This window comes from Arcobacter suis CECT 7833, assembly GCF_003544815.1.
Taxonomy (GTDB): domain Bacteria; phylum Campylobacterota; class Campylobacteria; order Campylobacterales; family Arcobacteraceae; genus Aliarcobacter; species Aliarcobacter suis.
In genome coordinates, this window is record NZ_CP032100.1 from 2,572,132 (window position 1) to 2,587,207 (window position 15,076).

General features: G+C 25.1%; 12 protein-coding genes. 9 read left to right on the top strand and 3 right to left on the bottom strand.

Annotated elements, in window-relative coordinates; translation table 11 throughout:
* Nucleotides 1-3 precede the first annotated feature (3 nt).
* Nucleotides 4-1,635 carry an Lnb N-terminal periplasmic domain-containing protein gene (locus ASUIS_RS13215; RefSeq protein ID WP_118887541.1) on the bottom strand — a complete coding sequence of 544 codons (1,632 nt, stop codon included), beginning with the start codon at nucleotides 1,633-1,635 and terminating at the stop codon, nucleotides 4-6.
* Nucleotides 1,635-2,012 (bottom strand): hypothetical protein, encoded by a 378-nt coding sequence (locus tag ASUIS_RS13220; protein WP_118887542.1) that lies wholly within the window; start codon nucleotides 2,010-2,012, stop codon nucleotides 1,635-1,637. Before ASUIS_RS13220 ends, ASUIS_RS13215 begins: the two co-directional genes overlap by 1 nt.
* Nucleotides 2,013-2,244: 232 nt before the next feature.
* Between ASUIS_RS13220 and ASUIS_RS13225 the strand changes: the two genes are divergently transcribed.
* From ASUIS_RS13225 to ASUIS_RS13250, 6 genes are all read left to right on the top strand, one after another.
* On the top strand, nucleotides 2,245-2,673 hold the full coding sequence (locus ASUIS_RS13225; RefSeq protein ID WP_118887543.1) for a MarR family winged helix-turn-helix transcriptional regulator: 429 nt from the start codon (nucleotides 2,245-2,247) through the stop codon (nucleotides 2,671-2,673).
* Nucleotides 2,670-3,827, top strand: coding sequence for a multidrug effflux MFS transporter (locus ASUIS_RS13230; protein WP_118887544.1), 1,158 nt, complete (start codon nucleotides 2,670-2,672; stop codon nucleotides 3,825-3,827). Before ASUIS_RS13225 ends, ASUIS_RS13230 begins: the two co-directional genes overlap by 4 nt.
* Nucleotides 3,828-4,017: 190 nt before the next feature.
* The gene (locus ASUIS_RS13235) at nucleotides 4,018-6,570 is read left to right on the top strand and encodes an ABC transporter substrate-binding protein (RefSeq protein ID WP_118887545.1); all 2,553 of its coding nucleotides are present in this window, start codon (nucleotides 4,018-4,020) and stop codon (nucleotides 6,568-6,570) included.
* Nucleotides 6,557-7,243, top strand: a complete 687-nt coding sequence (locus ASUIS_RS13240) for a response regulator transcription factor (protein ID WP_118887546.1) — start codon at nucleotides 6,557-6,559, stop codon at nucleotides 7,241-7,243. The genes ASUIS_RS13235 and ASUIS_RS13240 overlap by 14 nt, the downstream gene beginning before the upstream one ends.
* Before the next feature lie 225 nt (nucleotides 7,244-7,468).
* A complete protein-coding gene (locus tag ASUIS_RS13245) occupies nucleotides 7,469-9,427 on the top strand; it encodes a methyl-accepting chemotaxis protein (protein ID WP_118887547.1) in 1,959 nt (652 codons plus the stop codon).
* 75 nt (nucleotides 9,428-9,502) lie between these two features.
* Nucleotides 9,503-12,109, top strand: coding sequence for an HD domain-containing phosphohydrolase (locus tag ASUIS_RS13250; protein WP_118887548.1), 2,607 nt, complete (start codon nucleotides 9,503-9,505; stop codon nucleotides 12,107-12,109).
* A 27-nt stretch (nucleotides 12,110-12,136) separates the two neighbouring features.
* Here the strand turns inward: ASUIS_RS13250 and ASUIS_RS13255 are convergent, their stop codons facing one another.
* Nucleotides 12,137-12,520: a hypothetical protein gene (locus ASUIS_RS13255; protein WP_192894408.1), complete on the bottom strand. Its 384-nt coding sequence runs from the start codon at nucleotides 12,518-12,520 to the stop codon at nucleotides 12,137-12,139.
* Between the two features lie 113 nt (nucleotides 12,521-12,633).
* Here ASUIS_RS13255 and ASUIS_RS13260 point away from each other — a divergent pair, with 113 nt between their 5' ends.
* The 3 genes from ASUIS_RS13260 (at nucleotide 12,634) to ASUIS_RS13270 (ending at nucleotide 15,067) form a co-directional block, all read left to right on the top strand.
* Entirely contained in the window at nucleotides 12,634-13,482 is an 849-nt protein-coding gene (locus tag ASUIS_RS13260) for a bacteriohemerythrin (protein WP_118887549.1), read from the top strand.
* A 12-nt stretch (nucleotides 13,483-13,494) separates the two neighbouring features.
* The gene (locus tag ASUIS_RS13265) at nucleotides 13,495-13,839 is read left to right on the top strand and encodes an antibiotic biosynthesis monooxygenase family protein (protein WP_118887550.1); all 345 of its coding nucleotides are present in this window, start codon (nucleotides 13,495-13,497) and stop codon (nucleotides 13,837-13,839) included.
* A gap of 88 nt (nucleotides 13,840-13,927) precedes the next feature.
* On the top strand, nucleotides 13,928-15,067 hold the full coding sequence (locus ASUIS_RS13270; protein ID WP_118887551.1) for an efflux RND transporter periplasmic adaptor subunit: 1,140 nt from the start codon (nucleotides 13,928-13,930) through the stop codon (nucleotides 15,065-15,067).
* Nucleotides 15,068-15,076 lie beyond the last annotated feature (9 nt).

Below are 15,076 nucleotides of genomic sequence, written 5' to 3' on the forward strand. Positions count from 1 at the left end.
TTATTAAAAATTTATTGCAAAACCTATTTCCAAATTCGTTTTATCTTTATTTGAATTATATTTTTCTATATTAAAAAAAAGTTTTTTATTTTTATTAAAAAACAAACCCTGATTAAAAGAATATTTATCATAAATTTTATTTGTTTCCAAATAAAATTTTTCATAATTTATTATACTTTTCATATTTAGTATTTCATAAATAATCAAGCCTGTTTTGGGATTAATTATAAGCTTTAAATCATCATCTTTATTATAGTTTATTCCTGAATTTAATAAAAAATAGATATCCATATCATAGCTTAGTTTAAAATCGTAACCAATTCCACCATCAATTCTTGTATTATCAACATAGTTCATTTTTGCATCAAAATCTTTTTTAAATGCAATTTCAAACTCATAAGATAAATCATCTGCTAATTCAGAATAAGGTAAAAAAGACTTCATTCCATAAAGTGTAAATTCATCAATACTAACTTTATCTTCTTTTGCTAAAAGCGATAAATAAGCAATCTTCAATTCGCTCTCTCCAAAATATTCTCTATTATCATCACTTAACAAATGGGAAGCTGGTAGAAATGAAAATTTCGCGTACTTTTCATCTTCAATTTTTTGGTAAGATAATCTAAATTGTCTTTCATCTGGAATTTTATTTGGTGATTTATAACTTGATATATCAAAATATTCATTCTTCAACTCAATATTCTCATCTTTAAAATTTTCTTTTATCATTCTGTTTAGCCAGTTACTACTTGCTATTAATTGGCTTGTTTTTATTAGTTTATATTTATATAGATATTTTGTAATATCAAGTGGAGTAATCCATAATTTTTCATCATCATAAATTTCTGGTTTTATTAAACTTAGAGTATAAAATAAAACTGTTGAACAGTTATATTTTGTAAAATAATATTTCATATCTACATCTTTTAATTCCCAAATATGATAAGAAAGTAATTCTTTTTGATAACTACTTATATCTAACTCATATTCCCAAACATTTCTTTTTTCAATCTCAATATATCTATCTAAAGTCTCTTTGTATGGTCGTAAAACAAAAGTTCCTTCCATTCCTGAAATAAAGTTTTCATAAAATAATTCAATTAAATTAATTGTATTTATTGTTGTATAAAAAGAGATAGAATGAGCTTTTATCTCATTTTGTTTATTTTTTCCTTCAAACTTTAAAAAAGTATGTCCCATCATACTAGAAGGATTTTTTACATTCTCAGAAGTATAAACCATAAAAATTTTACTTGCTGGTGCTTTTTCTTTATATTCTTCAAATTTAGGACAATAAATTTGGGGGAATATATCATCTTTTAAATCAAGTTCATTTTTTATAAATAAAAATCTTGCAGGAAATTTACATTGATAATGTTCATTTATATTGTTATATTTTATTGCTGGTTCAAAAAAACCTTTAATTGTTTGTTCCATCTCATTTTTTAAAGAAAAATTATTACTACTTACTATAAATCTTTCATCTTTTATATTAAGTTCGTCTCTAAAATGAAGCAGAGATTTCCATTCATTTTTTTCGTAAATTTTTAATTTATTGGCAATAGAAATAACATTTAAATCAGAAGAGTATAAAAAAGAGGAAATAGCGATTAGAAGAAAAAATCTTCTAATCATTATTTACTTGAAAGGTTTACAGTTTCATCATACTTCCAAGCAGCACCACCTGCCATATCTGTAGTTGAACCCAATAGACCACCAATTAAAATATTACCCCAAAACCAACCATTCATATTTGATTTTTGAGTTTTTGTAGAAAATTCATCATTTTCACTTGATAAAATGATATCTTGACTTCTTCTATCTACATTTACTGTAGCAGGAGTTGTAAAATATTGTTCAGACTTACCATCAGCATAAACTAATTTACCTTTCATTGGTTTATCAGAATTTATACTAATCGTTTGTTGGTTTCCTCCACCTAATATAGTAGCGCACCCACTAAAGATTATTGCACTAAGAATAGGTAATGCAAAAACAACTATTTTTTTCATAAGGCTCCTTTATTTTTTGTAATTTTTATTATAATGATAAAGATATTGCTTATCAAATATAGACAAATAAAATAACTATTTTCTTATTTAATAGTTACTTTATTACTCAGTTATTATTATATAATTTTCACTGTTGTATTATTTATTGATTTATATATTAGAATTGAATCCAATATTAATCTCTTTAAAAGGTTGCATATGCAACTATTGCATATACAATTAAAGGATTATTATGTCTTACGAATTAGAAAGATCAATTGGTTTTAAAATCAACCAAACAGCAAATAAAATAAATAACAAATATACTCAAATGCTTCAACCTTTTAATATTGCACCTGAACAAAGGGCTGTTTTAGAGATTATAAAATATGAATCAGATGTAACTCAAACAAAAATTGCAACCATTTTAGGAAAAGATAAAACTACTATTTGTAGAACTTTAAATGCTTTAGAAATTAAAGGTTTTATTAAAAAATCGCAAAAAGACAAAAGAACAAATTTGATTGAAATAACACCAGAAGGTGAAAATATTTTGGATAAATGTTCAATTAGTGTAAAAGATTTTAGAAAAAATTTAAGCTCAAACTTAAAAGATGAAGAGTTAAAAGAACTCATTATTCTTCTTGAAAAAGTAGCTTTAAGCTTAGGAGAAGATTCATGAAAAAAAGTACTAATCACTTATATCTAATTATTCTTTTATCAGTTTTATCTTCAGTCGCTCCAATGGGAGTTGATACTTATATTCCATCTATTCCTGATATTGCAAATGCTTTTAATGTAAGTATTGAAAAAATAGAATTATCTTTATCTATATTTTTAATTGGGTTTTCCGTTGGTCAAATATTTGGTGGACCAATTTCTGATAAATATGGAAGAAAAATGAGTTCAGTTTTTGGACTTTTAGGATTTGCATTTTTTAGTTTTGTAATTATTTTTAGTAGTACAATTTATGAATTGTGGGTTTTTAGGTTTTTTGAAGCCTTTTTTGGAGGAATTGTAGTTGTAAATGCAACTGCTGCAGTTAGAGATAGATTTCATGGAGTTGAAGCAGCAAAAGTATTTTCACTTATTGGAATGGTAAGAAGTTTTGCTCCTTTGATTGCTCCTGCAATTGGTGCTTTTATAATTCACTTTTATTCATGGAAAGCTGTTTTTATATTTTTAACAATTTACGCTTTGGTTGTTGCATTTTTTATCTATAAAGATTTAGAAGAAAGTTATACATATTCAAAACAAAATGTGATTGAATCTTTTAAAACAGTATTAAGTCATAAATCAGCTTTAAAAATGATGCTTGTTTTAGGATTTAGTTTTGGTGGTTTTTTTATAGTTATTGCAAAAACATCATTTATTTATATAGAATATTTTAAGATTCCAACTGATTATTTTCCTTTCTTTTTTGGAATTAATTTTATAGTTTTAATGATTATGATTAAAGTAAATATAAATTTATTAAAAAAATATAATCCTATTGAACTTATAAAAATGGCAATTTTAATACAAATTATTTCAGCTGGATTATTTGCTTTAAGTTACGAAGATATAACACTTGTTTTAACTGTAATTTTAATAGCTTGCTACATGAGTATGATGGCGTTTATTTTTGGTAATTGTATGGCTTTAACCCTAGAACACTTTCCAAAAAATGCAGGAGTTGCTTCTGGTGTAATTGGAGTTTTACAATTTGGATTAGGGGCAATTATCTCTTCAATTGCACTTAGTTTTCATGATGAAACTTTTTTTCCAATTGGAACTGCTATTTGTTTAATTTCTATTTTGACTTATATTATAATGAGCACTTATAAAAATGTGTAAAAGAGTTAACTCTTTTACATATTTCTATATTTAATTGTTCGATTAAAAAATTCTTACTTAATTTTCAGTTACTATTCCTATTTTACTGCGCTAACCCCTATCTTTATTTTTTATGTCATTTTTCACATATTATTCTAAGATATAATAATTAGTTCCAATTTTTTTATTAAATGGAAGGATAATCCTTAAATTGTATAGATATTTTCTATTTATAATTTTCCTACCTTTTACCTTATTCTCTCAGAACACTTTTGGAAAAACGGTTTTACAACTTTCTTGGTTTAACCAATTTCAATTTGCAGGTTACTATATAGCAAAAGAAAAAGAGTTTTATAAAGAATATGGATTAAATGTTGAAATAAAAAACTATGATTTTAATATAAATGTCACAAAAGATGTCAGTGAAGGCAAAGTCGATTTTGGCATTGCAAGAGAAACTTTAATTTCAGAAAAACTCAATACCTTTCATAATATTGTAGCTCTTTATCCCCTATTTCAAATCTCTCCACTTATTTTAATCACAAAAAAAGATTCAAACATAAATTCTATAAAAGACTTTCCAAATAAAAGAATCATGTTAAGTGATAATGACTCTAGTCAAGCTTCGGTAAAAGCAATGCTTACTTCTAATAATGTAAATATGGGTTCATTAAGAATATTAAAACATACTCATCATTTAGAAGATTTAATAAATAACCATACTGACATTATGAGTGCATATATTTCAAAGTTTCCCTTTATTTTGGAACAAAAAAATATTCCTTTTAATACTTTCGCCCCCAAAGATTATGGTTTTGATTTATACAGTGATTTTTTATTTACAAATAGTGAACTTATTAAAAAAAATATAAACAAGGTAATAGCCTTTAAAAAAGCCTCTTTAAAAGGCTGGGAATATGCATATAACAATATTGATGAAACAATAGAACTTATTCTAAAAAAATATAATACTCAAAACCTAACAAAAGAAGAACTACTTTTTGAAGCTAAAGAACTAAAAAAATTATCCTATTATAAAAATAATACTCTTGGAAATATTGACAAAAATAAATTAATGAGAATTTACGATATTTATCGTCTTATGGGATATTTTGAAGGAAATGAAAATCCTTTAGACTTTATTTTTGATGAATATATGCCTACACTAAATGAAGAAGAAGCAAAATATATAAAAAATAAAGATACTTTAAAAATTTGTGTACAAGATAATTTTCTCCCATATGAAAGTTTTTTAAATAAACATCTTGTAGGAATAACTTCTGAATATATAAAAATCATAGAAAAGAAACTTGGAATAAATATAACTTTAGTACCTATAAATAGTTTAGAAGATGGTTTTGCAAAACTAAAAACATATAATTGTGATTTTATTTCATCTATTCAAAATAGAAATATGAAAAATAGTAATGCTTTATATACAAAATCATATTTAGAACTGCCTTTTGTTTTTGTTAGTTCCCAAAAGAATTCATTTATTACAAATTTTGAACAACTAAAAAATAAAAAGATATTTATATCAAATGATGAAAAATTAGCTTCAACATTAAAAGCTGATTATCCATATTCAAGAATCCATGAAACGCCAACAACAAGATTTGCTTTTCAACAAATATTGGCAAATAATGCAGATGGATATATTGGAAATATTGCAGAAGTAATTTACAATTTACAAAAAGATTATAATACAGACCTAAGTATTACAGGAAATTTCGATTATAAAACAGATATATCTTTTGCACTTAGAAAAGATGATTTTTTATTGGAAAAAATATTAAATAAGGTCATTGAAAATATTTCAAAAGAAGAAAAAGAACTTATACAAAATGATTATAGTACCTTTAAATATAAAGAGATTAAAAACCATAAATCTCTTATAATAATCGTTTTAGCTTGCTTTTTTGTTATTAGTTTACTCACCATTATTTATGTAAGAGAAAATATATTAAAAAACAAAATACAAAAACTAAATACAAATCTAGAAAAAAGAGTTTTGGAAGAGAGTCAAAAAAATAGAAAAAAAGATGAGATTTTATTTAAACAAGCAAAATTAGCTTCCATGGGAGAAATGATAAATAATATAGCTCACCAATGGAGGCAACCTTTAAATAGAATCAATTTATCAATTCAAGTAATAGATAATTTATTAAAAGAAAACTCTCATATTTTAGAACAAAAAGAATTAATTGATAAAAAAATATTTCATATCAATAAAAATATAAGTTATATGTCAAATACCATAGAAGATTTTATGCATTTCTTTCATCCAAATAAAGAAAAAAATAGTTTTTGTTTAGATACTTTAATCAAAAGAGCCATATCTTTAATACAAACTAGAGATAATAATATACAATTTGATATAGAAATAGATAAACAAATCAATATTTATACCTTTGAAAATGAGTTCTTACAAGTAGTTCTCATTCTATTAGAAAATGCAATTGATTGCTTTAAAACAGCAAATATTAACCATAAATACATAGGTATTTTTACTCAAAATCATAAAAATACAATTACTTTAATGATAAGAGACAATGCAGGTGGTATTCCACCAACAATTATTGATAAGATTTTTGAGCCATATTTTACAACTAAGTTTAAAGATGAAGGTTCAGGACTAGGATTGTATATGGCAAAAATGCTTATTGAAGAGAGTATTGGTGGGAAATTAGATGTTTCTTCAAAGAATATCTATACAAATTTTAAAATAACCCTAAGAAAGGAAAACACAAATGACAAATCTTAATTTACTTTACGTTGAAGATGATGAAGAGATTATTGAGGATATTGATTTTTTTTTAAAAAGACATTTTAATGAAATAATCATAGCTCAAGATGGAGAAAAAGCTTTTAACTATTTTGAAGAAAAAAATCCAGATATGGTTATTTTAGATATTAATATTCCAAAAATGAATGGTTTAAAATTAGCAAGCAAAATACGAGAAATAAATAAAAAAATTCCAATCATTTTTTTAACTGCATTTAGTGATAAAGAAAATTTATTACAAGCTATAAATCTTCATGCTTGTTCATATCTTATTAAACCTTTTAAAATTGATGAATTAATAAATGCCATCAACAAATGTAAAAGAGATTTTTTCCAAGAAAATCAAAATCCTCATTTAAAAATATTAAATGGAGATTTTATTTGGAATAAACAAAAAAAAGAACTCTCTTTTAATAATCAAAAAATTTCATTAACTAAAAATGAAATTACACTTATTGATTTATTTGTAGAAAATGATTTCAGATTTTTTACTCCTGAAGAGATAAGTGAATTTATATTTTTAAATAATGATATAAAAGATAACTCAATAATTCAACTTATATCAAGGTTAAAAAGAAAAATAACAAATCTTATTGGAAATAATAATTTCTTTATTGAGAACATTTATAATAAAGGTTATCATCTTAAATAATAAACTTGTATTTTTATGAAAAGTTACATTCTTTATATTATTACTTAATAATATGGTAAATATGCGTCAAATGTCATTTTTCATCTATAAAGCTACAATAAAATTCTAGTATTAAATATTTTAGGTATTTCCCATATGAAAAATTATTTTCTTTAGGAAATATTTTAAAAATAATTTTTGTGTAATGATAAATATTATTATACAACTTCTTACTAAGGATTATTTATGTTAAGAAATTTGAGTACAAAAAAGAAACTCTTTTTATTTCCCGTATTGTTTGTATTGATTGTGGTGGTTTCGGCTTTTATATATAAATATTATAGTAATTTAGCAAACACGAGAAATCATGTTGCAATTACTACTGATGAATTTATTCAAGATTTATTAAAAGGTAGAATTTCTATTTATCAATTCTTACGAAATCCAAATGAAGAAAATAAAAAGATTGTTCTTAGTAATTTTGAAGAATTGGACCATAATGTTATGGAACTAAAGAAAAAATTAGTTACAGAAAAAAATAGAAACTTAAGTGATGAAATTTTATCTTTTTCAAAAGAATATATTAATGATTTCAAAAACCTTTCAGAAAAAAGAATCGCAGATTTTAATGATGGTGTAATACTAGAATCAAGTGAAATGAAAAGCAAAATTTCTGAAATGGCTAAAACAGGTCTAAAATTAGAAGATAAAATCATTGAAATAAATAAAAGTGCAGTTGTTTTAAGGGATGAAGCATTTAGCTTGTTGGACAATACTTTAACAATTCTTGCTTTTATTGCTATTATAATTTTTATATTAATTTCAATATTTATATCAAATATCGTTGTTAATTCATTAAATTCATTTAAAGATGGTCTTCTTACTTTCTTTGGTTATTTAAACAGAGAAATTAATGATGTTTCTTTACTTGATGATAGTGCAAAAGATGAGTTTGGAGAGATGTCAAGAGTTGTAAATGAAAATATCTCTAAAACCAAAAAAGGCGTAGAGGAAGATAGAAGACTAATAGATGAAACAATTAGTGTTTTAGGAGAATTTGAACAAGGTGATTTATGCCAAAGATTAAACATCAATGTTTCAAATCCATCATTAATGCAACTAAAAGATGTTTTAAATAAAATGGCTGATAATCTTGAATCAAATATTGATAATGTTCTTCATGTTTTAGAAGAGTATTCACAATATCAATACTTAAATAAAATTTCAACAAATGATATAAAAGAACATCTTTTAAAACTTGCAGGTGGCGTAAATACACTTGGTGATTCTATTACTCAAATGTTGATTGAAAATAAATCAAATGGATTAACTCTAGATGAAAGTTCAAATATTTTATTAGGAAATGTTGACAAACTAAATATTAGTTCAAATGAAGCAGCTACAAGCCTTGAAGAAACAGCAGCAGCCTTAGAAGAAATCACAAGTAATATCAGACACAACACAGAAAGTATTGCGAAAATGGCAAGTTTTTCTAACAATGTTACAGAATCAGCAACACATGGTGAAAAATTAGCAAATCAAACAAATGTTTCAATGGATGAAATCAATGCTCAAGTTACAGCTATAAATGAAGCAATTACCGTAATTGACCAAATAGCTTTCCAAACAAATATTCTTTCTTTAAATGCAGCCGTAGAAGCAGCAACTGCAGGAGAAGCTGGAAAAGGATTTGCAGTTGTTGCAGCTGAAGTGCGAAACCTTGCATCACGTTCAGCAGAAGCTGCAAAAGAGATAAAAGATTTAGTTCAAAATGCAACTGTAAAAGCAAACTTAGGTAAAGAAATAGCTGGAAATATGATAAATGGATATAAACAATTAAATGAAAATATTTCTCAAACTATAAATCTAATTTCAGATATTCAAAATGCTTCAAAAGAGCAACTTTTAGGAATTGAACAAATTAACGATGCGGTAACTCAATTAGACCAACAAACTCAACAAAATGCTATGGTGGCATCACAAACTCATGATGTAGCAGTTTTAACTGATGAAATTGCAAAATTAGTTGTAAGTAGCGCAGATGAAAAAGAGTTTAAAGGTAAATATGAAGTAAAAGCCAGAAACATAGAAAAAAAATCCACTCATGATTTAACTTCTCAAAAAGACTTCTCAAAAAAACAAGAAAAAAAAGAAAAAAAAATAACATCTTCAAAACATGAAGATTCAACATGGGAGAGTTTTTAAACTCTTTCCCTGCATCAATAAATTAATTTACAAAGATAACAAATCAAATTAGGTTATCAAAAGAGGTAAAATACAATGTTTACAATAAATCATAAATTTGAAAATAAACAAAAATTAGAAAACTTTATCTTTGAAAATAAAATCAGAAATTCAAATAATCTTTTAATCCAAATTTTTTATTCAGAAAATGAATTAGAAACTATTAAAGAAATTAAAAATTTATTACAAAAGTCTTTATATAACAGCGCTATTATAGGTGCATCAACAGAAGGAGTTATATCAAATGGAGAAACAATTGATAATGAGATTATAATTTCATTTTCAATATTTGAAGCCTCTAATACTATTTCAAAAGGGTATAAAGATTCAAATATAAGTGATATTATAATCGATTTGTCAAAGAATCTAATACAAAACAACACTAAACTATTAATTATAATTACAAATCTTTTTACTTTTGACGCTTCAACTCTTCTAAAAGAAATCAATAAAATACATCCAACAATCGTAGTTGTAGGTGGAAATGCAGGAAATTATTATCCAAATAAACGATGTGATATTTTCTCAAATCAAACAGAAGATTGTGATTTAGTATTCGTAGCTATTAATTCAGATATTTTGGATGTTCAAACAAATTACTTATTTAATTGGGAACCAATAGGCAAAGAAATGCTTATTACAAAAGCAATAAATTCCACAGTTTATACAATTGATAATAAAAGAGCGATTGATGTATATAAAGAATATTTAGGAGACAATATTGCTGATAATTTAATTGAATATGGAGGCGAATTTCCACTTATTTATGAAGAAAATAAAGTACATATTGCAAGGGCATTAATAGCTTATGATGAGAAAGAAGGCTCAATTAACTTTGCAGGAGAAATTAAACAAAATGAAAAAGTTAAATTTGGTTTTGCAAATATTGATTCAATAAAAGAACAAAATAAACAAGAATTAATATCAAAATACCATAATGTTCAAGAGTCAGTTTTTATATACTCTTGTGCAGCAAGAAGACAAATGACTGGTTCTTTTTTTAATAAAGAAATTAAAATGTTAAATAACTTAGGAACTACTTTTGGGTTTATAGCTTATGGAGAATTTTTCCATAACAAAGATGAGTTTTCTAATAACTTATTAAATATCACTACAACTTTTGTGACTTTAAATGAAAATATTCAAAAAGAAAAACTTAAATTTGAAGATGATGATATTTTAGCTTCAAAAAAAGATATAAAACTAAATGCTCTAACAAAACTTATCAAAAAAACAAGTGAAAAACTCGATGAAAACAACTATTATTTAAAACAATTTAAAAATATTGTAAGTGAATCTTCTATTTATTCAACAGCCGACGAAACAGGTAAAATAACTTATATTAACAAAAATTTTGAAAAAGTAAGTGGTTATAAACAACAAGAACTAATAGGTAAAAACCATAATATTATAAGACATAAAGATAATGATAAAAATAAATATACTGAATTATGGGATACCATTCAATCAGGCAAAATCTGGCATGGTTTAATAAAAAATAGAAAAAAAGATGGTAGTGCATATCATGTTCTTTCTGATATAGCTCCAATTTATTATAAAAATGGTGAGTTTAGAGAGTTTTTGGGAATACGACATGATGTAACAGAACTTGAAGAATATAAAATTCTTTTAAAATATGAACTTGATAATACAAGTAAAACTTTAGATGATAATCTAAACTATACTAAACAATATGAAAATGCAGTTAATACTTCTGTGGCAATTATAAAAATAGATACAAACAACACCATTACTTATGCAAATAATAAATTTTTAAAACTAAGTGAATATGATAAAGATGAAATTATTGGGATGAACTGGGAAAAATTAATTGATCCAAAACATCAACAAAATGGTGATTGTGAAAAGATATCTAAACAATTAAAAGATGGGAAAAATACAAGTAATATCTTACATAATATAAGTAAAAAAGGAAAAGTATTTATTACAAGAACCAACTTTTATCCAATAATAAGAAAAAACAAAATCATTGAATATATCAATGTTTTAAACGACCTCACAGATATTATTAATCTAAATGAAGAGATTATTAATACTCAAAAAGAAGTTGTTTTTACAATGGGTGCAATTGGAGAAACAAGATCACAAGAAACAGGACTTCATGTAAAAAGAGTTGCAGAATATTCATATATTCTTGCTATTTTATATGGTTTAGATGAAAAAGAAGCAAATCTATTAAGACAAGCAAGCCCAATGCATGACATAGGAAAAGTTGGTATTCCTGATAATATTTTAAATAAACCAGGGAAATTAACTCCTGAAGAATTTGAGATTATGAAATCCCATGCACAACTTGGTTATGAAATGTTAAAACATTCAAAAAGAGATATTTTAAAAGCTTCAGCAATAGTAGCAAGAGAACATCATGAAAAATGGGATGGAAGTGGTTATCCAAGAGGTTTAAGTGGTGAAAATATTCATATTTATGGAAGAATTACTGCAATTGCAGATGTTTTTGATGCCCTTGCCCATGATAGAGTATATAAAAAAGCTTGGAATCTGGAAGAGATATATGATTTATTAAAAGAAGAAAAAGGCAAACATTTTGACCCTAAATTAATAGATATTTTCTTTAATAATTTGGATAAATTCTTAAAGATAAAAGAGCTTTTAAATGATTAATAAAATGATATAAAAGAGTCTCCTCTTTTATATCTCTAATTCAAAAAAACTCTCTTCAACTTTTTCATATTTTGCTACTGAACAAGTGATTTTTATTGCATTATCATAGTTTTTAAACTCTTCAATAAATAATTTTTGTAACTTCTCAACTTCAATAGCTCTAAAAATAAAATAACCTAAAACATCTGTTCCTCTTGAACCTGTTTTTTCTATTCCAAAACTATCAAATTTCCAGTCAATTCCCCTTGAAAAGAAAAAAACTTCTGTTAATCTTTTTTCTAACTCTTCCCTTACACTATTATTGTATGCTTTTAAATGTACGAAAAAAGCAACATTTGTATTAAATTGTGATTGTACTAACTTTTCTTGTTCCGGTGTCATTGGTTTTTCTATAATATCAATATTACTCATCTTAAAATGCTTCCTATTTTTTCATGTATTATAGTAAACTATCTTAAAATAAAGCTTGTATTAATAATTTAAATCTATAATAAAAGTAACGAAAAAAAATATTAAAGGCTTTCATGAACAGCAAATTAAATTCCAATTCAATAATTTGGAAATCGGAATACAATATCAATAATTTCAGAATTGATAAAGAACACCAAAAGCTTTTTACAATAGCAAGAGAAGCCATGAGTATTTCAAGACTAAAAGATGATGAAAAAGTTAAAAATAAATTAAAAGACGTTATCACAAAACTTTTTGATTATGTGGGAACTCATTTTTCGAATGAACAAAAATATATGGAAGAACTAGATTATCCAGAACTTACCAATCATAAACTTCTTCACAGAAATATGTTAAATATGCTTACAACTTTGATTTCAGAATTAAATAAATTAGAATTGCAAGAAATAGAAAAATCTCTTTTTACTTTTATTGAAGAATATTTTATAAGACATATTGTTTTAGAAGACAAAAAAATTCAACTTTGGAATACTTCACTTTCTGATTTGAAAAGAAATTTTGGTTGGAAAGAAATTTATAGTGTTGGAAATCCAAAAATTGATGCTGAACATAAAAAACTTTTTGATATTGCAGAAGAAGCGTTTATAGAAGTTGATGCAACTCAAAGAAATGTAAAAATAAAAGAAGTTTTAACTGATTTGTATGATTACATGAAAACACATTTTAAACATGAAGAAAAATTTATGCAAGAAATAGAATATCCTTCATTTGAAGAACATAAATTATTACATCACAATATAATTGAAAAAATAAATACTCTTGTTAAAAAACTTCCAACTATGGATGAAAATATTTTTGAAAAAGAGTTAGCAAAAATAATAGATATTGCCCTTGTTCATCATATAATTCAAGAAGATAGAAAAATCATCTCTTGGTCAAGATCAAATCCTCAAATTCAATAAAAAAGGAATTTTATGTACGCAGTAATTTTTGAAGTTTATCCAACAAAAGAAGGAAAGGAAGAGTATCTTAAAATTGCCTCAACTTTAAAAGATTTTTTACAAAATAGAGAAGGTTTTATTTCTATTGAAAGATTCCAAAGTTTAGTAAATGAAAATAAACTTTTAAGTTTATCATTTTGGGAAGATGAAAAATCAATAGAAATTTGGAGAAATTTATTTGAACATAGAATTGCTCAAGATAAAGGTAATGCTGGAATTTTTGAAGATTATCGAATAAGAGTTGCCAAAGTACAAAGGGACTACACAAAAACAGATAGAAATGAAGCGCCAAAAGATTCAAATGAATATAGAATTTAAAATTCCTAAATTCTACTTCATCTAACTTATTAATATTTTATTAATATAGATACAATACAATCTCTAAATTTATTATCAAGGTTGCATGGTGCTACAACAATCCAAACTCTTTATTTTCATAACAGCTTCATGGATAATTTTAAGTGGTTGTGAAGATAAAATCCCAACTACACAAGCTCCAACTATTGAAGTTGGTGTTATTACAATTCAAGAACAAGCCATTGCTTTACAACAAGAATTAACAGGTAGAGTTAAAGCAAAATTAGTTTCTCAAGTAAGACCACAAATTAGTGGGATTATAACCAAACAACTTTTTACAGAAGGAAGCCTAGTAACCCAAGGTGAAATTTTATATCAAATTGATTCAGCAACATATCAAGCTAGTTATTTTCAAGCGAAAGCTTCACTTGAAAGTGCAAAAGTAGATGCAAAAAATGCCAAAACAAAAAGTCAAAGATATGAAGAATTATTAAAATTTGATGGTACTTCAAAACAAGAAGCAGAAGATGCAAAAGCTATATATCTTCAAGCAGAAGCATTGGTTGAAGAAAAAAAAGCAAGTCTTGAAAGTGCTAAAATTGATTTAGAACGAACAAATATTAAAGCTCCTATTTCTGGATACATTAGTATTTCAAATGTAACAAAAGGTGCATTAGTATCACAAAATCAAACTGATGCGCTAGCTACTATTAGAGATACAAATAGTGTTTATGTAGATTTAAGTCAATCAAATACTCAACTTTTAGCTTTACGAAAACTTTTAAGTCAAGAAAATATTCAAAAGGGAAATGCTGAAGTATCTTTAACATTAAGTGATGGAAGTATTTATGAACATAAAGGTGAATTACAACTTCAAGAAATTGCAGTTGATGAAAGTACAGGTTCTGTAACTCTTCGAGCTTTATTTCCAAATGAAAAAGGTATTTTATTACCAGGAATGTTTGTAAAAGCAACAGTTCAAGGAGCAATTGATAATAAAGCATTTTTATTACCTCAACAAGCAGTTTCTAGGGATTCAAAAGCAAATCCTATTATTACACTTGTACAAGAAGATAACTCTATTAAAAAGCAAATGATTACTATTGAACGAGCCATTGGAAATAAATGGTTAGTTACAGGTGGAATTAACAATAATGATAAAATTGTTATTGAAGGTTTAAATAAAATCAATGAAAAAAGTAAAGTTAATCCTGTTGATGTAAGTAGTAAATATGTTCAAACTAAATAATAAAAATAG

Bases quoted from the DNA above. Each gene is read 5' to 3' on its own strand.
- ASUIS_RS13220 (WP_118887542.1), bottom strand. From the start codon at position 2,012: ATGAAAAAAATAGTTGTTTTTGCATTACCTATTCTTAGTGCAATAATC.
- ASUIS_RS13265 (WP_118887550.1), top strand. From the start codon at position 13,495: ATGTACGCAGTAATTTTTGAAGTTTATCCAACAAAAGAAGGAAAGGAA.
- ASUIS_RS13230 (WP_118887544.1), top strand. From the start codon at position 2,670: ATGAAAAAAAGTACTAATCACTTATATCTAATTATTCTTTTATCAGTT.
- ASUIS_RS13215 (WP_118887541.1), bottom strand. From the start codon at position 1,635: ATGATTAGAAGATTTTTTCTTCTAATCGCTATTTCCTCTTTTTTATAC.
- ASUIS_RS13225 (WP_118887543.1), top strand. From the start codon at position 2,245: ATGTCTTACGAATTAGAAAGATCAATTGGTTTTAAAATCAACCAAACA.
- ASUIS_RS13240 (WP_118887546.1), top strand. From the start codon at position 6,557: ATGACAAATCTTAATTTACTTTACGTTGAAGATGATGAAGAGATTATT.
- ASUIS_RS13245 (WP_118887547.1), top strand. From the start codon at position 7,469: ATGTTAAGAAATTTGAGTACAAAAAAGAAACTCTTTTTATTTCCCGTA.
- ASUIS_RS13255 (WP_192894408.1), bottom strand. From the start codon at position 12,520: ATGAGTAATATTGATATTATAGAAAAACCAATGACACCGGAACAAGAA.
- ASUIS_RS13260 (WP_118887549.1), top strand. From the start codon at position 12,634: ATGAACAGCAAATTAAATTCCAATTCAATAATTTGGAAATCGGAATAC.
- ASUIS_RS13250 (WP_118887548.1), top strand. From the start codon at position 9,503: ATGTTTACAATAAATCATAAATTTGAAAATAAACAAAAATTAGAAAAC.